The sequence below is a fragment of the Variovorax sp. ZS18.2.2 genome, assembly GCF_024701975.1.
In the GTDB taxonomy this organism is placed as follows: domain Bacteria; phylum Pseudomonadota; class Gammaproteobacteria; order Burkholderiales; family Burkholderiaceae_C; genus Variovorax.
This window is the reverse complement of sequence record NZ_JANLNM010000001.1, coordinates 24,728-42,476: the sequence shown is the minus strand read 5'-3', so window position 1 is coordinate 42,476 and position 17,749 is coordinate 24,728. Positions and strand designations below refer to the sequence as shown.

Below are 17,749 nucleotides of genomic sequence, written 5' to 3'. Positions count from 1 at the left end.
GCCGCCGGAATGCCCGCGATTCAGCCCGGCAGCTGCAATACCGGCAGGTGCCAGCCGCCGTAGATACCGCCCATCCGGAGCGCCACGATCAGCAGCACGCCCACGTGGAAGGCCCAGCGCCGGGGCATCCGGGCGGCTTGCAGCAGCAGGTAGACGGCAATGCCCGCGATGGCCGCGGAACCGTAGATGCCGCTGCTCAACAGCAGCGGGACACGGGCGGTGAACACGTCGCGCAGCAAGCCGCCGGCCGCGCCAGTCATGGTGCCGACCAGGATCACGATGACGGCCGGCAGGCGCCGTTCCTCGGCGATCTGCGCCCCGGTGATGGCGAAAAGCGCCAGCCCGAGCGCATCGGCCAGTGCCAGGGCGTGCTCGGGCATCGGCAGCAGATGCACCCAGGCAATCGTGAGCGCCACGGCCACAAGAATCACGTAGACGTAGCGGGTGTCGCGAATCCAGAACACCGGATGCCGGTCGAGCAGCAGGTCGCGCAGCGTGCCGCCGCCCACCGCGGTGACCGAGGCGATCACCACCACGCCCAGCCAGTCGAGACCCGCATGGCCGGCCCCCAGCGCCCCACTGACCGCGAAAACCGCCACGCCGGCGAGATCGAGGACGTAGAGCAGCACGGTTTCTTCAGACGATGCGCTTGACCACCTGGCCCGTGACGCGTGCCAGCGCCGCGCGCGGCACCTTGTCGGGGGCGATTTCGGCGAGCGGCTTCAGCACGAAGGCGCGCTCGCGCATGCGGGGATGCGGCAGGGTCAGCGTGGGCGTGTCCATCACCGAGTTGCCGTGCATCAGCAGGTCGAGATCGAGCGTGCGCGGCGCATTGGGGAACGGCCTTTCGCGGCCGGCCTGCGTCTCCAGGCGCTGCAGCGCCACGAGGAACTGCTCGGCATCCAGGCCGGTGCGCACGGCCACCACGGCGTTGACGAAATCGGGGCCTTCGGCATCCACCGGTTCGCTGCGGTAGAGCGACGAACGGGCAGTCACCGTGGTGCGCTGCAGCGCGCCGATGGCGGCCATGGCGGCCTTCACGGAGGCCTCGGCGTCGCCCAGGTTGGCGCCGATCGCGACGAAGGCCTGCACGGTCGGGTAGTCCTCCCGCGGGCCGCGGGGGCGGCTCGTGGGGGCTCGGGCGGGCGCACGGCGTGCGGGGGGACCGCTGGGCGGGCCCTTCCTGGCAGCAGCCGGCGCGGGCCTGGCACCGCCCGCGCGCGGCGGAGCGGCCTTGGCCTTGTCACCGGTCTTGGGGTTCTTCTTGCCGTCCTTCGGCTGGTCGGACGCGCTCATTCGCCTGCGGCGCTCCCGCCGCCCTCACCACCACCGCCACCGGTGCGGGGCTTCCGGCGACGCCGGCGCTTGCGCGCTGCGGGCGCCTCGCCATCGGGCGGCACGGCACCGGCCTCGACTTCGACTTCTTCGTCCTGTTCCGAATCCTGGGCTTGGGCCTCGCCCTGGCGCTGCCGGCCGGCCGGCTCGCTGCGGGGCTTCGGCGGTGGCGGCGTCTCGCGCACACGCACGCGCTGGCGGGTCTTCTGCTCGTCGCGCACCTGCTCCAGCAGGTCCTGGCGGCGCACGTCGTCGGCAGTGCCGAATTCCTGCCACCACTCGGCAATCGCCTCGCTGACCTCGCCCACGTCGGCACGCAGCCGCATGAAGTCGAAGGCGGCCCGGAAGCGCGCCTGCTCGATCAGGCTGTAAGGCGTGGAGCCGGTGCGCTTGTCGAAGCGCGGCTGCATCATCCAGATCTCGCGCATGTCGGCTGCCAGCTTGCCGCGGCCCGATACGTCCCCGATGCGCGAATTGAACACGTCATCGATCGCATCCTGCAGCGCCGGGAACGGCGGCTGCGGACGCTGGCCGTGGCGGCCTTCCTGGCGCTGGGCCCAGCCGTCGCGCACGTCAGCCCAGAGCACGCAAGCCAGCAGGAAGCTGGGCGCCACGGGCTTGCCTTCGCCAACGCGGCGGTCGGTGTCCTGCAGGGCCGCCTTCACGAACGGCTGGTCGGCGCGCTCGACCACCACGTCCAGCAGCGGATAGATGCCAGTGGCGAGCCCCAGTTTGCGCAGTTGCTCAACGGTGGCAATGGCATGGCCGGTCTGCAAGAGCTTGAGCATCTCGTCGAACATGCGGCTTTGCGGCACGTCGGCCAGCAGCTTGCTCGATTCGATCAGCGGTGCCGCGGTCTTGGCTTCCATCTTGAAGCCCAGTGCCGCGAGCTTGGCCGAGAAGCGGATCGCGCGAATGATGCGCACCGGGTCTTCGCGGTAGCGCGTGACCGGGTCGCCGATCATGCGCAGCGTGAGCTTCTGGGCGTCCTTGATGCCGTTGTGATAGTCGACCACCACCTGGTTGGCCGGGTCGTAGTACATGGCGTTGACGGTGAAGTCGCGGCGCGCCGCGTCTTCTTCCTGCGGGCCCCAGACGTTGTCGCGCAGCACGCGGCCGCTGGCGTCCACGGCGTGCTTCATGCTCGCAAGCTCGCCCTTGCTGGTGCGCTCGTTGCCGGCCACCTGCTCGGCGGCGGCGCTGTCCATGTAGGCGCGGAAGGTCGAGACCTCGATCACCTCGTGCTCGCGGCCCCGGCCGTACACCACGTGCACGATGCGAAAGCGCCGCCCGATGATGAAGGCGCGGCGAAACAGCGACTTGACCTGCTCGGGCGTGGCGTTGGTGGCCACGTCGAAGTCTTTCGGACGCAGGCCCAGCAGCAGGTCGCGCACCGCGCCGCCCACCACATACGCCTCGTACCCCGCCTGCTGGAGCGTGGTGACCACGTTCTTCGCGCGTTCGTCGACCAGGGCCGGATCGATCCTGTGAACCTCTGCCGGCACCTCCTGGCGCTTGCCGAAGCGGCTCTTGCCCTGTGTGCTGCCAGCGGATTTGCCCAGCAGCTTGTCGATGAATTTCTTGATCATTGGTTGTGAAAGCTCTTCTTATTCGTTTTCGAGCATGGATCGGATCAACGGGATGGTGATCGCGCGTTGTGTCTGGAGCGCGTAGCCGTCGAGCTGCGTGAGCAGCTCCATCAGGCTGCCGAGGTCGCGGCTGAAACGGTGCAACATGAAATCGAGCACGTCGTCGGACAGCATCACGCCGCGCGCATCGGCGGCCTGGCGCAGCACCGCGCGGCGTTCGGTTTCGCTGAGCACCTGCAGGTGGAACACATGGCCCCAGCCCAGGCGGGTGCGAAGGTCTTCGCGCAGCGGCAGGTCGGCCGGCGGCAGCGCGCCGGCGGCGACCACGCCGCGTTGCAGGGTCTGGGCATTGACGAACCAGTTGAAGGCCGCGTGCTGCTGCACGGCGGTGTAGAGGTGCACGTCGTCGAGCAGCACGGCGCCCCAGCGCTCGTCGAACTCGGGCGGCTCGAGCAGGCCGGCATGCAGCCAGCCCACGCTCGCGCCCTGCTCGCGCAGTGCGACACGCACCGATTCGAGCAGATGGGTCTTGCCACTGCCGCCTTCGCCCCACAGGTAGGTGGGCACCGGCGAGTGCAGCGCTGGGCTGCCGGCGCTGCCCACCCACACTTGCAGGTGGCGCAGCGCCGCCTCGTTGGGGCCGGCAAAAAAGGCGTCGAAGCTGGGGCCCGTCGCAATGCCGATATCGAGCGCGAGCTGTTTCATCCCGGGAAGGTTCATGGAGGGGGCCGCTGGGGCCCTTAAAATCAACAGGAATTCTATCGGCCCGGCCGCTCCGGTTGCCGGCGCCTCTACCACCCTGCCTCTTGTGGGCTCTCTTGTTCGCTTTCGCACACCCATGACCTCCCCTACGCCCACCCCGCTCAGCTACAAGGATGCCGGTGTCGATATCGATGCCGGCGACGCGCTGGTCGACCGCATCAAGCCCCTGGCCAAGAAGACCATGCGCGAAGGCGTGCTGGCCGGCATCGGCGGCTTCGGCGCCCTGTTCGAGGTGCCCAAGCGCTACAAGGAACCGGTGCTGGTGAGCGGCACCGACGGCGTGGGCACCAAGCTCAAGCTGGCTTTCGAGTGGAACATGCACGACACCGTCGGCATCGACCTGGTGGCCATGAGCGTCAACGACGTGCTGGTGCAGGGCGCCGAACCCCTCTTCTTCCTGGACTATTTCGCCTGCGGCAAGCTCGAGGTCGACACCGCCGCAGCGGTGATCGGCGGCATCGCCCGCGGCTGCGAGCTCTCGGGCTGCGCACTCATCGGCGGCGAAACCGCTGAAATGCCCGGCATGTACCCGGCCGGCGAGTACGACCTGGCTGGCTTTGCGGTCGGCGCGGTCGAAAAATCGAAGATCCTCACCGGCCAGAACGTGAAGCCCGGCGACGTGGTGCTGGGCCTGGCCTCGGCCGGCGTGCATTCCAACGGTTTCAGCCTGGTGCGCAAGGTGATCGAACGCGCGGGTACTGATTTGCCAGCAACCCTCGACGGCAAGCCCTTCCGCGAAGCCGTGATGGAACCCACCCACCTCTATGTGAAGCCCGTGCTCGAGGCGCTGGCCAAGCACCCGATCAAGGCGCTGGCCCACATCACCGGCGGCGGCCTGCTCGAGAACATTCCGCGCGTGCTGCCCGAAGGCACCGCCGCCCACCTCAAGAAGGGCAGCTGGCCGCAGACCGAGCTCTTCGCCTGGCTGCAGAAGGTCGCCGGCATCGACGACATCGAGATGAACCGCACCTTCAACAACGGCATCGGCATGGTCGTGGTCATCGATGCGGCCGAAGCCGCCGCCTGCGCCGCCACGCTGCGCGCATCGGGTGAAAAGGTGCACGAGATCGGCGTCATCGCCGAGCGCGGCGAAGGCGCCGCGGTGGTCGTCGGCTGATCGCCGACGGTTCCACCCTCCAATCCACACACCCGAGCAGCGCACCCGAACCCCGGATGGCCAAGAAGCCGCAACCCACCTTCACCGCCGCCGCATCCCCCGCGGCGCCCATCGTCCGGCCTACGGCCTCCCGCGGCGTGATGCTCGCCAGCTACCTGCTGATGCTGGGCGCGCTGATGCTCGTGATGTGGGAGCACCTGTTGCCGGGCCTGATCTGCGTGTGCATCGGCTTCCTGGTCACGCGCTGGTTTGCCCGCCTGCTCGAAAAGGGCCTGCTGCGCGTTCCGGTCATGCGCTCCAGCGCCGGCGGCTGGGCCGGGGTGCTGGCGGTGATCGTGGTGCTGCTGGCTCCGGCCGCGCTGATCACGCTGGGGCTGTCGCAGGCGCGCGAATACATCGTCGATGCGCCCGACCAGTACCGCGAACTGCTCGACTACACCGCCCGCACGGTGCTCGAGCTGCGCTCCAAGCTGCCGCCCGACATCGCGACCTACCTGCCCGAAGGCGCGGCCGAGATCCAGCGCGTGATCGCCAACTACCTGCGCGCGCAGGCCGGATCGCTCGCGATGGCCGGGCGCGCCTGGCTGCACGGGCTGCTCTTTTCCTATGTGGGGCTGATCGTCGGCAGCCTGGCCGCCGTGGCGGCGGCGCCCCTGCGGCGCAAGCCCCTGGCCGAGCAGTTGCACCAGCGCGTGGAGATTTTCGGCGAGGCCTTCGCCCAGATCGTGGCGGCCCAGTTCTGGATCGCGGCCTTCAACACGCTGCTGACCGCCATCTTCCTGCTGTTCCTGATGCCGCTGTGGGGTGCGCACCTGCCGTACACGCCGGCGCTCATCACGCTCACCTTCCTGGCCGGGCTGGTGCCGATCGTGGGCAACCTGGTCTGCAATTCGGTGATCACGCTGGTGGGGCTGTCGGTGTCGCCGCTCACGGCGGCCGCCTGCCTGATCTTCCTGATCGTGATCCACAAGGCCGAGTACGTGATCAATGCCAAGGTGGTCGGCGCCCGCACGCAGATGAGCGTGTGGGAGCTGCTCGCGGTGATGTTCGTGGCCGAGGCGGTGTTCGGGCCGGCCGGGCTGGTGGCAGCACCGCTCTACTACGCCTACCTGAAGAAAGAGCTGCAGGCCGCATCGCTGGTCTGACGGCCTTGCAGGACAGCCTTGATGTCCTGATCTGATCGGTTCTGGTCCGCTTCGGCGCGGACCGCACCCCTGGCAACGCTCAAGAATTGGCGGCATCATCCACTCCGCCTTGCGAGCAGCCACCGCCATGAAAACCTGTCTGATTGTGATCGACGCCCAGGAATCGTTCCGCCAGCGCGCGTACTGGAACGAAGGCGTCGCGGCGCCCTATTTCGCCGCCCAGAACGCGCTGATCGAAGGCGCCGCAGCGGCGGGCCTGCCGATCGTGCGCATCTTCCACGTCGACGAGCCGAGCAATGCGAGCAACCCGTTCGCCGTCGAATCGGGTCACATCCACCCCATCGACGGGCTCGTGGCGTTCGAGGCCGCGGCCACCTTCACCAAGCACCGCCACAGCGCGCTGGTCAACAGCGGGCTCGACGTATGGCTCACCGAGAACGGCATCCGCCGGCTGGTCGTGAGCGGCATCCGCACCGAGCAATGCTGCGAAACCACCACCCGCCACGCCTCGGACCTGGGCTGGGAGGTCGACTACGTGACCGACGCCACGCTGACCTTCGACATGGTGCAGCCCGACGGCCGGCCGCTGCTGGCGGCCGACATCAAGTCGCGCACCGCCGCCGTGCTGGCCGGGCGCTTCGCCACGGTGTGCAGCGTGGCGAAGGCGCTGGAACGCGCGGGCACCGCCGAATGACCGCCTTGCGCGTGCTGATCCTGGCCTACGACGGCGTCGAGGCGCTGGATTTCGCGGGCCCGTTCGAGGTGTTCACCACCGCGAGCCGGGTCAGCCAGCGCATGCAGCCAGGCGCGACGGCGCCGTTCGAGGTCGCTTCGGTCGCGCTTGCGCCGAGCGGCCAGCCCGTGCAGGCGCGCGCCGGCCTGCAGCTGCTCGCCGACCACACGATCGCGGCCCACCCAACGGCCGACGTGCTGATCGTTCCCGGCGGCGTGGTCGATGCGCCGATGGCGAGCCCCGAAACCCTGCGCTGGATCGCCGATTGCGCGGCCGGCGCGCAGCTCGTCGCCTCGGTCTGCACCGGCGTCTTCCTGCTCGCCAAGAGCGGCGTGGTCACGCAGGAGGCCGTCACCACGCACTGGGAAGACATCGCCGACCTGCGCGCGCAGTTCCCGAAACTCGACGTGCGCGAAGACGTGCGCTGGGTCGACACCGGCCGCATCGTCAGTTCGGCTGGCATCAGCGCGGGCATCGACATGAGCCTGCACCTGGTCGAACGCCTCGCAGGCCGCGCGTTGGCCGAGCGCACCGCGCGACAGATGGACTACGCATGGACCCACAACAGCAGTCACCCATCCGCGTAGTCTTCGTGCTGCTCCCCGGCAGCCTCGTGCTCGACTGGGCCGGGCCGGCCGAGGCGCTGCGCATCGCGAACCAGCGGCTGCAGGCGTCGGGCCAGCCCGAGCGCTTCGCGATCGAGTTCGCGAGCCCGCGGCCGACCTCCATCGCCTCGGTCGGCGTCACACTCGCCGGGCTCTCACCGCTGCCCACACAGTGGAGCGGGCCGGCCTGGGTCGTGCTCGTCGGCCTGCCCGGCAACACCATCGCCATCGACAACCCCGAGACGCAGGACCTGCTGCACTGGCTGCGCGGCCAGCGCTTCGAGCGTGGCCGCGTCGAGCTGGTCACGGTCTGCGCGGGCGCGGTGCTGGCGGCGCACGCCGGCGCGCTCGCCGGACGGCGCGCCACCACACACCACCATCACCTGGACGAACTGCGTGCGGTCGAACCGCGCTGCGACGTGGTGAGCAACCGCGTGTTCGTGATCGACCCGCCGCTCTACAGCAGCGCGGGCGTCACGACCGGCATCGACCTCGTGCTGCACCGCATCGCCGAGACCTGCGGCGAAGCGCTCGCCGCTCAGGTGGCGCAGACGATGGTGGTGGCGCTGCGGCGCGGCCCGCACGACCCGGAGCTCTCGCCTTTTCTCGCCTATCGCAACCATCTGCACGCGGCGCTGCACCGCGTGCAGGACGCTGTCAGCGAGCAACCGCAGGCCGACTGGAGCGTGCCGCGGATGGCGGACGTGGCCCACACCTCGGCGCGGCACCTCACGCGGCTCTTCGTGGAGCATGCGGGCGTGGCGCCGCTGGCCTATTTGCGGCGGCTGCGGCTCGCGGCCGCGCAGCTGGCGCTGTCGTCGGGCGCGAGCGTCACGCGTGCGGCGGAGCTGTCGGGCTTCGGCTCCGACACGCAACTGCGCCGGGCGTGGCACCAGTTCGGGCTGCCCGGTTCGCCGTCGGAAGCGGGCACGGCACTGAAAGCCTGACGGTCAGCCCGTGCAGGCCCGCGCACGCGCCCGCAGCAGCGCCTGCTCGCGCGTGTTGCGCGTGAGCAAGGCGGCGCGGTCGAACTCCTTGCGCGCCTCGTCGCGGCGGCCGAGCTTGAAGAGCAGATCGCCGCGCACCGTCGGCAACAGGTGATAGCCCCTGAGCGCCGGCTCGTCCATGAGCCCATCGACCACCTCGAGCCCCGCCGCCGGCCCGAAGGCCATCGACAGCGCGACCGCGCGGTTGAGCTCGACGATGGGCGATGGCGCGAGCTCGGCCAGCGCGTCGTAGAGCGCGGCGATGCGCGGCCAGTCGGTCTCCTGGGCGGTGCGTGCCCGGCCGTGGCAGGCGGCGATGGCGGCCTGCAGGGCGTAGGGACCGAGCGCGCCCAGCGCTTCTGCGCGCGCCAGACCAGCGAGGCCGCGGCGGATCAGCATCTGGTCCCAGCGCGCACGGTTCTGTTCGAGCAGCAGCACCGGCTCGCCCGAGGCGCCGACGCGCGCGGCGGTGCGGGAGGCCTGGATTTCCATCAGCGCCACGAGGCCGTGCACCTCCGACGCGTCGGACACCAGCCCGGCCACGATGCGGCCCAGGCGCATCGCCTCGTCGCAGAGCGTGGGGCGCATCCAGTCGTCGCCGGCGGTGGCGGCGTAGCCCTCGTTGAAGATCAGGTAGAGCACCTCGAGCACCGAGGCCAGGCGCGATTCGAGCTCGTGCCGGCGTGGCACCTCGAAAGGCACGCGCGCGTCGAGCAGCGTGCGCTTGGCGCGCACGATGCGCTGCGCCACGGTGGCCTCGGGCACGAGGAAGGCGCGGGCGATCTCGTCGGTCGTGAGGCCACCCATGAGGCGCAGCGTGAGCGCCACGCGCGCCTCGGTGGACAGCACCGGGTGGCAGGCGGTGAAGACGAGGCGCAGCAGGTCATCGCCGATGTCGTCGTCGAGAGCCGCATCGACCGCTTCGGCGAAGTCGGCCTCGGCCATCTCGTGCTGCGCGTCGAGTTCGCGGCCGATCTCGGGCGCCTTGCGCTCGGCCAGCTGGCCGTGGCGCAGGCGGTCGAGCGCGCGGTGCTTGGCCACCTGCGTGAGCCATGCGGCGGGGTTGTCGGGTACGCCGGCCCCGGGCCATTGCTCGAGGGCGGCAACCAGCGCGTCCTGCGCCAGCTCTTCGGCCAGGCCCACGTCGCGCACCATGCGCGCGACGGTGGCGATGATCTTGGCCGACTCCATGCGCCAGACGGCGTCGATGGCGCGGTGGATGGCGGCTTCGTCCTTGCTGTCGCTCACGCTACAGCCCCTTCTTTGACGCTCATTGCGCGCGCTAGCATGCGGCCATGAAACAGTGTCTCCTGATCCTGTGCCTCATCCTGGGCAGCGCCCAGGCCGCCGAGGTCGAACGCAACAGCCTCGGCATGGCCTTCGTCAGGCTGCCGACCGGCGAATTCATGATGGGCAGCGACGAGGCGCCCGAAGCGCTGGCCGCCGCCTACCCCGAGCTGCCGAAGGAACGTTTCACCGAGCTGCGCGACGAGGGGCCGGCGCATCGCGTGCGCATCACGCGCTCCTTCTGGATGGGCCAGCACGAGGTGACGGTCGGCCAGTTCCGCCGCTTCGTCGAAGCCTCGGGCTACGTGCCGGAATCGATCGCCGACGGCACCGGCGGCTACGGCTGGCGCGCCGACTACGACCCGGCCAAAACCCGGCGCGGCGACGCCTTCGAAGGGCGCGATCCGCGCTACTCCTGGCGCAACCCGGGCTTCGCGCAGGGCGACGACCACCCGGTCGTCAACGTGACCTGGAACGACGCGCAAGCGCTCGCCGCGTGGCTCAGCAAGACCGAGGGCCGGCGCTACCGGCTGCCGACCGAGGCCGAATGGGAATACGCCTGCCGCGCCGGCACGCGCACCCGCTACAGCGCGGGCGACGATCCGCAAGCGCTGCTGCGCGCGGCCAACGTGTTCGATGCGCGCACCGCCAGGTACTGGCCGCGCTGGGCACCGATGGCGCTGAAGGCCGACGACGGCTACGCCTTCACCGCCCCGGTCGGCAGCTTCGCGCCGAACGCCTGGGGCCTCTACGACATGCACGGCAATGCCTGGGAATGGGTGGCCGATTGGCATGGCGACGAATACTACGCGGGCTCCCCGGTCGACGACCCGCAGGGCCCGGCCGAAGGCACGGTGCGGGTGCGCCGCGGCGGCTCCTGGCACACCTGGCCCTTCTACACCCGGTCTTCTTACCGCAACTGGAACGCGCCGGACACGCGCTACACGCTCGTGGGCATCCGGCTGGTCCGGGAAGACTAAGAAGCCGGGAAGACCTACTTCTTCACCGTCTGCATCGACGGAAAGCTCTCGGCCACGGCCTGCAGGTCGGGCGAGAAATCTTCCAGCTCCTGCACCTGGCGGACCTCGATGACCTCGTTCTCGCCACCCGGGCAGCGCGTGGCCCATTCGATGGCCTCGGCGCGCGAGGCAACCTCGATGACCCAGTAGCCGCCGAGCACTTCCTTGACCTCGGCGAACGGACCGTCGACCACCTTCGGCTTGCGCCCCGGAAAGCTCACGCGCGCGCCCATCGAGGGCGGATGCAGGCCGTCGCAGCTGATCAGCACGCCGGCTTTCTGCAGGGATTCGTTGTAGGCCATCATCGCGGTCATCGCGTCGAGGTCTTCAGGCATCGTGCCCGGCGCGGCGGTCTCGTAGCCGTGGGGAATCATCAGCATCATGAATCGCATGGTGTGTCTCCTTGGGATTCGATGGGCTCAGCCTGCAGCGCCGGTGCGCTTGGCGGATTCGGCCCGCAGGCGGTCTTCCTGCGCCAGCAGTTCGGGGGTCATCGAATCGCCGAAGTCGGTGGCTTCGAACACCTGGCGGATCTCGATCTCGCCTTCCTGAAAGGGGCTGCGCTTGATCCACTCGATGGCTTCTTCCTTCGACTTGACTTGCAGCAGCCAGAAGCCGGCCAGCAGCTCCTTGGTTTCGGCGAAGGGGCCGTCGATGACGGTGCGCTTCAGGCCTTCGCAGCGCACGCGCGCGCCCTTGGAACTGGGGTGCAGGCCCTCGCCCGCCAGCAGCACGCCGGCCTTGACCAATTCCTCGTTGAACTTGCCCATCTCGGTGAGGATCTCGGTGCTGGGCATCACGCCCGCTTCGGAATCCTTGTTCGCCTTGACCAGAATCATGAATCGCATGTCGTTTCTCCTGAGGGTTGATGAAATCGGGAGCCGCTGAAATTGCGTGCTCCTGTACTCACGTCGGACGAACGAAAGCCGGATCGACACGATTGCATCGGCCCAGTTGTAATTTTGTGTTTCAGAAATTCAGGGCAGATAGCCGCAGAAGCGCAGCACGTGTCCATCGGGTTCGCGGATCGCGAATTCGCGCAGGCCCCAGGGCTGGGAGACCGGCGGCTCGATCACCGTCACGCCACGCTTCACATAGGCGTCGTGCAGGCCGTCGATGTCCTTGCCCACGTGGATGACGATTTCGCCGCGCCAGGGCGGCGTGCCGCGTGTGTTGCACTGCCAGAGGCGCAGGTAGACCGGGTCGCCGTGGCTGCCGTCGCCCTTTTTCACACGCGCATAGCTGGGCGGCTCGCCGGCGATGAAGTCGAGTTCGAAGCCCAGCACGTCGCGAAACCAGCGTGCGGCGCGCGAAACGTCCGATACGGGCAGGACCGGCTGCACACCGTGGAATTCGTGCAGGGTGCCCAGGTCGGGCGCCGCGCCGCCCACGCCGCCGATGCCGCCCACGCCGGCCTTGGCGGTCATCCGTTGGCCGTTCGGCGCAAGGCGGCCACGCGCTCGGCGATGGCGTCGATGTCCAGCGCGTCCTCGGCGTGGGTCAGGTAGACCTCGAGGTCATGCACCGCGAGCGCGGTGTTGCCCTGCTCCGCGTGCGCGATGCCGCGGTCGCGGTGTTCGCCCCAGGCGCTGGGCAGCAGCGCGATGAGACGGTCTTGCACCGCGATGGCGCGCTGCCAGTCTTCCTGCGCGCGGTGCACTTCCTTGAGGTTGCGCAGCATGCGGCCGATGATCTCGCGCGAACTGGCCGGCTGCAGGTACAGGCCGAGCGGCACGTCGAAGTCGCCGACCAGTCCGTTGCTGCGCTTGTACGGCTCCAGCCGCTCGCCGAGCTCTTCGCGCGAGAGCGATTTTCCGGTGAACGGATCGATCACCACCTGCCCCTTGGGCAGCGTGACCTTGAGCATGAAATGCCCCGGAAAACCGATGCCGCGTGCCTGCAGGCCCAGGCCCTGCGCCAGTTCCATCCACAGTACCGCCAGCGAGATCGGAATGCCGCGGCGGGTGCGCAGCACGGCGTTCAGGTAGCTGTTGTCGGGGTCGTAGTAGTCGTTGACGTTGCCGCCGAAGTTCAGATCGTTGAAGAAGAACTGGTTCAGCGCGCGCAGCCGGGCAAGCGGTGCCGCGTCGGCCGGCAGGCGGCGCTTCAGGCGGGCGAGGAGCTGGTCGACGTCGCCGAGGACCTGCTGGACGTCGAGTTCGGGGTACTCGTCCTGCGCCAGGCTGGCGGCGGCCTCGAGCAGCGGGAAATGGTCGTCGCTGCGAACGAGCGATTCGAAATATTCCAGAGCGGTTGGGACCTGAAATGTGAACGTCATGTGTCTTTGTAGAGGAGCATCCGGGGAGCGTCAAGGCGGGACACGTGCGTATTGCCAGGTATCGCCAAGCGGCTCAACGGCGCATGAAACTGCGCAGCCGCACCCCGACTGCCGCCAGGATGGCGAAATAGATCAGCGCGGCGCCCACAACGAGCGCGGCCAGGAGGCCGATGCGGTGCAGGGGCTGCGCGCGCAGGCCGATCCAGTCGAACCAGTGCGCGCCCCACGCCAGGAAAGCCGCCAGCACCAGCGTGCCGGCCAGCACCTGCAGCACGAACTTGCCCCAGCCGGGTTCGGGCGCGTAGCTGCCGCGGCGGACGAGGCCGACCAGCAGCCAGGTCGCATTGACCAGCGCGCCGATGGCGATGGTGAGCGTGAGCGCCGCATGCTGCAGCACCGGCACCAGGAAGAAATTGAGCACCTGGGTGAAGACGAGCACGCCCACGGCAATCAGCATCGGCGTGCGCGTGTCCTGCTTGGCGTAGTAGCCGGGCGCGAGGATCTTGATGGCCACGATGCCGATGAGGCCCACGCCGTAGCCCATCAATGCCAGGGTGGTGCGCTTGACGTCCTCGTCGCCGAAGGCGCCGTTGTGAAAGAGCACGGCGACCAGCGGCTGTGCAAAGAGCAGCAGCGCGATGGCGCACGGGGCCGAAAGCAGCACCACGAGGCGCAGGCCCCAGTCGAGCAGCGCGGAATAGCGCGCGTCGTCCTTGGCGGCGCGGGCGCCGGCCAGTTGCGGCATCAGCACCACGCCGAGCGCGACGCCGAGCATCGCGGTGGGGAACTCCATCAGCCGGTCGGCATTGACCACCCAGGTCACGCTGCCGGTCGCGAGGTGCGAGGCGATCTGCGTGTTGATGAGCAGCGAGATCTGCGCCACGCTCACGCCCAGCAAGGCGGGAAGCATGAGCTTCATCACCTTGCGGGTGGTCGGGTCGGTCCAAGCGGCGCGCAGCGCCTTGAAGCTCGCGCCGACGCGCGGCATCAGGTTGAGCGCGCGCAGCGCCGGAATCTGCAAGGCCAGTTGCAGCACGCCGCCGACCAGCACGCCCACGCACTGCGCGTAGATCGGCTCGATGCCGTAGCGCCGGAACAGCGGCGCGCCAACCACGATGGCAAAGATCAGCGCCAGGTTCAGCAGCACCGGCGACGCCGCCGGCACCGCGAACTTGCGCCAGGTGTTGAGGATGCCGCCCGCCAGCGCCACCAGCGACATGAAGCCGATGTAGGGGAACATCCAGCGCGTCATGACGATAGCTGCGTCGAAGCCCTTCAGGCCGCTGGCCATGGCCCAGACCAGGAGCGGCGCGCCGACCACGCCGGCCACGCAGACCACCAGAAGGGTCCAGGTCAGCAGCGTGGCGACGTGGTCGATCAGCTCCTTGGCGCCCTCTTCGCCGCCCTCCGTCTTGCGCGCGGCCAGCACCGGCACGAAGGCCTGGCTGAAGGCGCCTTCGCCGAAGACCCGCCGGAACAGGTTGGGGATGCGGAAGGCGACGTTGAAGGCGTCGGTGAGCGCGCTGACGCCGAACACCGAGGCAAAGAGCACGTCGCGCACGAGGCCCGTGATGCGCGAGGCGAGGGTCAGGAGGGAGACGGTGGAGGCGGATTTGAGCAGGGACACCGGGCGAGTGTAGGGGTGCCGAAGGGCCGCCAAATCGGCCGAATTGGCTGGGGATGGCCTGCCGGCTTATAATCGCGGGCTTTGCTGCATCATCCTCAGACACCTAAGGAACTAAATCATGGCATCCGCCAAGCCCAAGAAAAAGAACCCGCGCCTCGCCTCCGGCCGTAAGCGCGTCCGTCAGGACACCAAGCTCAACGCTGCGAACACCTCGCTGCGCTCCAAATACCGTACCGCGGTCAAGAACGTCGAAAAGGCTGTTCTGGCTGGCGACAAGACCAAGGCAAGCGAACTGTTCGCGAAGGCCCAGAGCATCGTCGACACCGTCGCCGACAAGGGCATCTTCCACAAGAACAAGGCAGCCCGCGACAAGAGCCGCCTGTCGGCCAAGGTCAAGGCCCTCGCCCTCGCGCCTGAAAAGGCCGCCGCCTGACACCTGTCAGGCAAGCCCGGATCGGAATTCTCCGATCCGCCGTTTGATCGGGGTGCGCTGCAGCAAAGTGTAAAAAACCGCCTTCGGGCGGTTTTTTCATGGGCGCTAGGTTTCCGGTTTTGCCGGGTCAGTCGGCTTTGGGCTGCTCGACGGGAATCACGGGCGCGGCGGGATCCGACCGAACCGCAGCAGCCACCGGGGTCTGCGCAGCCTTCGGCACGGCCGGTGCGGGCGGCGCCGGGGACACCTCGGAGACCTGCAGGTCGTTGTCTTTTGCGAAGTTCACGCAGAAGTCCCAGGCCATGGGCTCGGCGTCGCGCAGGTCGCGGTTCACGATCACGCACTTGACCCCGTTGATGGTGGTCGGTTCGCACCACGGCGAATAGCTCAGGTAGCTGCCCGGAAAGGCGCCGCCGGGCCGGAAGGAGCTCATGACGCCCGCCAGCCGCTCGGCCCAGTCGCTGGGGCGGAAGGTCCGGCCATCACGGGTGATGCCCTGGATGAAGATTTCTTTGGCGGTGGGGGAAATCATCGTTGATTGAGGCAACCGAAACGGGTGCTGCGGTGCAGCAACGGATTCTATCCGGGGCACTTTTTGCATCCTGAACGGGGGCATTGCTGTAATGCGAAATCGTCAACGAAGCCGTCAAATCGCACGCCTAGAATCCGCGTTCCCTATCTGGAGAACCCAATGAGCGCTACCGCCCAACCCACCTCGCCCCACGTCATGAACACCTACGGTCGCCTGCCGATCGCACTGTCGCATGGCCAGGGCTGCCGAGTCTGGGACACCACGGGCAAGGCCTACATCGACGGACTGGGCGGCATTGCCGTCAACACGCTGGGCCACAACCACCCCGAGCTGGTGCCGGCATTGCAGGACCAGCTGACCAAGCTGATCCACAGCTCCAACTACTACCACGTGACCGGCCAGGAACAGCTCGCCGCCAAGCTGACCGAGATTTCGGGCCTCACCAACGCATTTTTCTGCTGCACCGGCCTCGAAGCCAACGAAGCGGCTCTCAAGCTGGCGCGCAAGTTCGGCCACGACAAGGGCATCGAGCGCCCCGAAATCGTCGTCTACGAAGCCGCCTTCCACGGCCGCAGCATTGCCACCCTGTCGGCCACCGGCAACCCCAAGGTTCAGGCCGGCTTCGGCCCGCTGGTCGAGGGTTTCATCCGCGTGCCGCTGAACGACATCGAGGCGCTCAAAAAGGCCACCGAAGGCAACCCGAACGTGGTGGCCGTGTTCTTCGAGACCATCCAGGGCGAAGGCGGCATCAATCCGATGCGCGTGGACTACCTGAAGCAAGTGCGCCAGCTCTGCGACGAGCGCGACTGGCTCATGATGATCGACGAAGTGCAGTGCGGCATGGGCCGCACCGGCAAGTGGTTCGCCCACCAGTGGGCGGGCATCCTGCCCGACGTGATGCCGCTGGCCAAGGGCCTGGGCTCGGGCGTGCCGATCGGCGCCGTCGTGGCCGGCCCCAAGGCCGCCAACATCTTCGGACCGGGCAACCACGGCACCACCTTCGGCGGCAACCCGCTCGCGATGCGTGCCGGCGTCGAAACCATCCGCATCATGGAAGAGCACAAGCTGCTTGAGAACGCCGCCACCGTGGGCGCGCACCTGAAGGCCGCGCTGGAACGCGAAATCGGCGGTCTGCCCGGCGTGAAGGAAATCCGCGGCCAGGGCCTGATGCTGGGCATCGAGCTCGACCGTCCCTGCGGCGTGATCCTCAACCGCGCCTGCGATGCCGGCCTGCTGCTGAGCGTGACCGCCGACAAGGTGATCCGCCTGGTGCCGCCGCTCATCCTGAGCATTGCCGAAGCCGACGAGATCGTCGCGATCCTCGCGCCGATCGTCAAAAACTTCCTGTCGGAGCCTGCCGCGCAATGACGACCGCCACGACACCGCCGGCCATCCGCCACTACCTGCAGTTCGCCGACCTCACGGCCGACGAGTACGTCTACCTCTTCGATCGCATGGCGATCATCAAGAAGAAGTTCAAGACGTATGAAAAGCACCAGCCGCTGGTCGACCGCACGCTGGCCATGATCTTCGAGAAGGCCAGCACGCGCACCCGCGTGAGCTTCGAGGCCGGCATGTACCAGCTCGGCGGCAGCGTGGTGCACCTGACCACCGGCGACAGCCAGCTGGGCCGCGCCGAGCCCATCGAGGACAGCGCGAAGGTCATCAGCCGCATGGTCGACATCGTGATGATCCGCACCTACGAGCAGACCAAGATCGACACCTTTGCCGCGCACTCGCGCGTGCCCGTCATCAACGGCCTCACGAACGAGTTCCACCCCTGCCAGATCCTGGCGGACATCTTCACCTACATCGAGCATCGCGGCTCGATCCAGGGCAAGACGGTGGCCTGGGTGGGCGACGGCAACAACATGGCCAACACCTGGCTGCAGGCGGCCGAGATCCTGGGCTTCACGGTACATGTGAGCACGCCCAGCGGCTACGAGGTCGACCAGTCGATCGCCGGCATCCGCTCGGGCGACAGCTACAAGGTCTTCAAGGACCCGATGGAAGCCTGCCGCGGCGCCGACTTGGTCACCACCGACGTCTGGACCAGCATGGGCTACGAGGCCGAGAACGAGGCGCGCCGCAAGGCCTTCGCCGACTGGTGCGTCGACGAGGACATGATGCGCATCGCCCAGCCCGGTGCCCTCTTCATGCACTGCCTGCCCGCGCACCGCGGCGAGGAAGTGCAGGCCGAGGTCATCGACGGACCGCAGTCGGTCGTGTGGGACGAGGCCGAGAACCGCCTCCACGCTCAAAAGGCGCTGATGGAGTTCCTGCTGCTCGGCAAGCTCTGAG

20 protein-coding genes are annotated in these 17,749 nt (G+C 68.3%); 9 read left to right on the top strand and 11 right to left on the bottom strand.

Features of this window, described 5'->3' with window-relative positions:
- Positions 1-20: 20 nt before the first annotated feature.
- The 4 genes from NU688_RS00195 to hda are packed head-to-tail and all read right to left on the bottom strand — an operon-like array spanning position 21 to position 3,629.
- Entirely contained in the window at positions 21-629 is a 609-nt protein-coding gene (locus tag NU688_RS00195; protein ID WP_257858532.1) for a trimeric intracellular cation channel family protein, read from the bottom strand.
- A 7-nt stretch (positions 630-636) separates the two neighbouring features.
- The gene (gene folK, locus NU688_RS00190; protein WP_308340270.1) at positions 637-1,296 is read right to left on the bottom strand and encodes a 2-amino-4-hydroxy-6-hydroxymethyldihydropteridine diphosphokinase; all 660 of its coding nucleotides are present in this window, start codon (positions 1,294-1,296) and stop codon (positions 637-639) included.
- Positions 1,293-2,924 carry a polynucleotide adenylyltransferase PcnB gene (gene pcnB / locus NU688_RS00185; protein WP_257858531.1) on the bottom strand — a complete coding sequence of 544 codons (1,632 nt, stop codon included), beginning with the start codon at positions 2,922-2,924 and terminating at the stop codon, positions 1,293-1,295. Before pcnB ends, folK begins: the two co-directional genes overlap by 4 nt.
- Positions 2,925-2,942: 18 nt before the next feature.
- The gene (gene hda, locus NU688_RS00180) at positions 2,943-3,629 is read right to left on the bottom strand and encodes a DnaA regulatory inactivator Hda (protein ID WP_041942819.1); all 687 of its coding nucleotides are present in this window, start codon (positions 3,627-3,629) and stop codon (positions 2,943-2,945) included.
- Between the two features lie 133 nt (positions 3,630-3,762).
- Between hda and purM the strand changes: the two genes are divergently transcribed.
- The 5 genes from purM to NU688_RS00155 all read left to right on the top strand — a co-directional run bounded on the left by purM (position 3,763) and on the right by NU688_RS00155 (position 8,233).
- On the top strand, positions 3,763-4,803 hold the full coding sequence (gene purM / locus NU688_RS00175; RefSeq protein ID WP_257858530.1) for a phosphoribosylformylglycinamidine cyclo-ligase: 1,041 nt from the start codon (positions 3,763-3,765) through the stop codon (positions 4,801-4,803).
- A gap of 56 nt (positions 4,804-4,859) precedes the next feature.
- The gene (locus NU688_RS00170) at positions 4,860-5,948 is read left to right on the top strand and encodes an AI-2E family transporter (RefSeq protein ID WP_257858529.1); all 1,089 of its coding nucleotides are present in this window, start codon (positions 4,860-4,862) and stop codon (positions 5,946-5,948) included.
- A gap of 127 nt (positions 5,949-6,075) precedes the next feature.
- Complete coding sequence (locus NU688_RS00165; protein WP_257858528.1) at positions 6,076-6,642, top strand: isochorismatase family protein; 567 nt, start codon at positions 6,076-6,078, stop codon at positions 6,640-6,642.
- Positions 6,639-7,268, top strand: coding sequence for a DJ-1/PfpI family protein (locus tag NU688_RS00160; protein ID WP_257858527.1), 630 nt, complete (start codon positions 6,639-6,641; stop codon positions 7,266-7,268). Before NU688_RS00165 ends, NU688_RS00160 begins: the two co-directional genes overlap by 4 nt.
- Entirely contained in the window at positions 7,235-8,233 is a 999-nt protein-coding gene (locus NU688_RS00155; RefSeq protein ID WP_257858526.1) for a GlxA family transcriptional regulator, read from the top strand. Before NU688_RS00160 ends, NU688_RS00155 begins: the two co-directional genes overlap by 34 nt.
- Before the next feature lie 3 nt (positions 8,234-8,236).
- Here NU688_RS00155 and NU688_RS00150 read toward each other — a convergent pair whose 3' ends face one another.
- The gene (locus NU688_RS00150; RefSeq protein WP_257860470.1) at positions 8,237-9,463 is read right to left on the bottom strand and encodes an RNA polymerase sigma factor; all 1,227 of its coding nucleotides are present in this window, start codon (positions 9,461-9,463) and stop codon (positions 8,237-8,239) included.
- 104 nt (positions 9,464-9,567) lie between these two features.
- Between NU688_RS00150 and NU688_RS00145 the strand changes: the two genes are divergently transcribed.
- Entirely contained in the window at positions 9,568-10,539 is a 972-nt protein-coding gene (locus NU688_RS00145; RefSeq protein ID WP_257858525.1) for a formylglycine-generating enzyme family protein, read from the top strand.
- Between the two features lie 14 nt (positions 10,540-10,553).
- On the opposite strand, the gene NU688_RS00140 is transcribed toward NU688_RS00145, so the two are convergent.
- From NU688_RS00140 to murJ, 5 genes are all read right to left on the bottom strand, one after another.
- The gene (locus NU688_RS00140; protein WP_257858524.1) at positions 10,554-10,970 is read right to left on the bottom strand and encodes a YciI family protein; all 417 of its coding nucleotides are present in this window, start codon (positions 10,968-10,970) and stop codon (positions 10,554-10,556) included.
- 27 nt (positions 10,971-10,997) lie between these two features.
- A complete protein-coding gene (locus tag NU688_RS00135; RefSeq protein ID WP_206177854.1) occupies positions 10,998-11,426 on the bottom strand; it encodes a YciI family protein in 429 nt (142 codons plus the stop codon).
- 129 nt (positions 11,427-11,555) lie between these two features.
- Positions 11,556-12,005: a VOC family protein gene (locus NU688_RS00130; protein ID WP_257858523.1), complete on the bottom strand. Its 450-nt coding sequence runs from the start codon at positions 12,003-12,005 to the stop codon at positions 11,556-11,558.
- On the bottom strand, positions 12,002-12,856 hold the full coding sequence (locus NU688_RS00125; protein ID WP_257858522.1) for a SirB1 family protein: 855 nt from the start codon (positions 12,854-12,856) through the stop codon (positions 12,002-12,004). Before NU688_RS00125 ends, NU688_RS00130 begins: the two co-directional genes overlap by 4 nt.
- 73 nt (positions 12,857-12,929) lie before the next feature.
- The gene (gene murJ, locus NU688_RS00120; protein ID WP_257858521.1) at positions 12,930-14,483 is read right to left on the bottom strand and encodes a murein biosynthesis integral membrane protein MurJ; all 1,554 of its coding nucleotides are present in this window, start codon (positions 14,481-14,483) and stop codon (positions 12,930-12,932) included.
- Between the two features lie 118 nt (positions 14,484-14,601).
- On the opposite strand from murJ, the gene rpsT reads away from it, so the two are divergent.
- The gene (rpsT, locus tag NU688_RS00115) at positions 14,602-14,916 is read left to right on the top strand and encodes a 30S ribosomal protein S20 (protein WP_007831346.1); all 315 of its coding nucleotides are present in this window, start codon (positions 14,602-14,604) and stop codon (positions 14,914-14,916) included.
- 127 nt (positions 14,917-15,043) lie between these two features.
- Here the strand turns inward: rpsT and NU688_RS00110 are convergent, their stop codons facing one another.
- Positions 15,044-15,448, bottom strand: coding sequence for a DUF3579 domain-containing protein (locus NU688_RS00110; protein ID WP_257858520.1), 405 nt, complete (start codon positions 15,446-15,448; stop codon positions 15,044-15,046).
- Positions 15,449-15,607: 159 nt separating this feature from the next.
- Here NU688_RS00110 and NU688_RS00105 point away from each other — a divergent pair, with 159 nt between their 5' ends.
- Positions 15,608-16,816 (top strand): aspartate aminotransferase family protein, encoded by a 1,209-nt coding sequence (locus NU688_RS00105; RefSeq protein WP_257858519.1) that lies wholly within the window; start codon positions 15,608-15,610, stop codon positions 16,814-16,816.
- A complete protein-coding gene (argF, locus tag NU688_RS00100; RefSeq protein WP_257858518.1) occupies positions 16,813-17,748 on the top strand; it encodes an ornithine carbamoyltransferase in 936 nt (311 codons plus the stop codon). The genes NU688_RS00105 and argF overlap by 4 nt, the downstream gene beginning before the upstream one ends.
- The last annotated feature ends 1 nt before the right edge of the window (position 17,749 follow it).

Coding starts and splice junctions, on each gene's coding strand:
- NU688_RS00105 (WP_257858519.1), top strand. CDS start 15,608: ATGAGCGCTACCGCCCAACCCACCTCGCCCCACGTCATGAACACCTAC.
- NU688_RS00160 (WP_257858527.1), top strand. CDS start 6,639: ATGACCGCCTTGCGCGTGCTGATCCTGGCCTACGACGGCGTCGAGGCG.
- folK (WP_308340270.1), bottom strand. CDS start 1,296: ATGAGCGCGTCCGACCAGCCGAAGGACGGCAAGAAGAACCCCAAGACC.
- purM (WP_257858530.1), top strand. CDS start 3,763: ATGACCTCCCCTACGCCCACCCCGCTCAGCTACAAGGATGCCGGTGTC.
- pcnB (WP_257858531.1), bottom strand. CDS start 2,924: ATGATCAAGAAATTCATCGACAAGCTGCTGGGCAAATCCGCTGGCAGC.
- NU688_RS00140 (WP_257858524.1), bottom strand. CDS start 10,970: ATGCGATTCATGATGCTGATGATTCCCCACGGCTACGAGACCGCCGCG.
- NU688_RS00170 (WP_257858529.1), top strand. CDS start 4,860: ATGGCCAAGAAGCCGCAACCCACCTTCACCGCCGCCGCATCCCCCGCG.
- NU688_RS00125 (WP_257858522.1), bottom strand. CDS start 12,856: ATGACGTTCACATTTCAGGTCCCAACCGCTCTGGAATATTTCGAATCG.
- NU688_RS00145 (WP_257858525.1), top strand. CDS start 9,568: ATGAAACAGTGTCTCCTGATCCTGTGCCTCATCCTGGGCAGCGCCCAG.
- NU688_RS00135 (WP_206177854.1), bottom strand. CDS start 11,426: ATGCGATTCATGATTCTGGTCAAGGCGAACAAGGATTCCGAAGCGGGC.
- NU688_RS00110 (WP_257858520.1), bottom strand. CDS start 15,448: ATGATTTCCCCCACCGCCAAAGAAATCTTCATCCAGGGCATCACCCGT.
- NU688_RS00130 (WP_257858523.1), bottom strand. CDS start 12,005: ATGACCGCCAAGGCCGGCGTGGGCGGCATCGGCGGCGTGGGCGGCGCG.
- argF (WP_257858518.1), top strand. CDS start 16,813: ATGACGACCGCCACGACACCGCCGGCCATCCGCCACTACCTGCAGTTC.
- rpsT (WP_007831346.1), top strand. CDS start 14,602: ATGGCATCCGCCAAGCCCAAGAAAAAGAACCCGCGCCTCGCCTCCGGC.
- NU688_RS00150 (WP_257860470.1), bottom strand. CDS start 9,463: ATGGAGTCGGCCAAGATCATCGCCACCGTCGCGCGCATGGTGCGCGAC.
- hda (WP_041942819.1), bottom strand. CDS start 3,629: ATGAAACAGCTCGCGCTCGATATCGGCATTGCGACGGGCCCCAGCTTC.
- NU688_RS00165 (WP_257858528.1), top strand. CDS start 6,076: ATGAAAACCTGTCTGATTGTGATCGACGCCCAGGAATCGTTCCGCCAG.
- NU688_RS00155 (WP_257858526.1), top strand. CDS start 7,235: ATGGACCCACAACAGCAGTCACCCATCCGCGTAGTCTTCGTGCTGCTC.